Origin of the sequence: Muricauda brasiliensis (genome assembly GCF_003057865.1) — a bacterium.
In the GTDB taxonomy this organism is placed as follows: Bacteria; Bacteroidota; Bacteroidia; order Flavobacteriales; family Flavobacteriaceae; genus Flagellimonas; species Flagellimonas chongwuensis.
Map to the genome: position 1 here is coordinate 1 of NZ_QBTW01000051.1, position 504 is coordinate 504.

At 41.5% G+C, this 504-nt stretch carries 1 protein-coding gene; it reads left to right on the plus strand.

Translation table 11 applies throughout. From position 1 onward, the window contains the following. A partial coding sequence (locus tag DCK90_RS16905; protein ID WP_159075881.1) for a BspA family leucine-rich repeat surface protein occupies positions 1 to 504 on the plus strand: 504 nt, incomplete at both ends.

A 504-nucleotide genomic window follows, 5' to 3' on the forward strand; every position in this document is an offset into this window, starting at 1 on the left:
CAAGATATTGGTGGTTGGGATGTGAGCAATGTGACCGATATGTCCAATATGTTCAATTATGCGGAACAGTTTGATCAAGATATTAGTTCATGGGATGTCAGTGAGGTGACTTCTATGAAAGGAATGTTTTTCAATGCGCAGTCCTTCAACCAAGATATAGGGGGCTGGAATGTAAGCCAGGTCACCGACATGAGTGAAATGTTCAGTTGGGCATCACGATTTGACCAAGATATCAGCGGTTGGGACGTGAGTAATGTGACCAATATGAGTGCTATGTTCCAATTCACTTATGGAAATAACCTGAATATCGGCGGATGGGATGTAGGCCAGGTTACCGATATGAGTCAGATGTTCTTCAATGCAACTTATTTCAATAATGATATCAGTGGCTGGAACGTGGGCAATGTAACCAATATGAACGGTATGTTCGATAGTGCCTATGTTTTTAACCAAGATATTGGTGGTTGGGACGTAAGTAAAGTAACCGATATGAAGAACATGTTC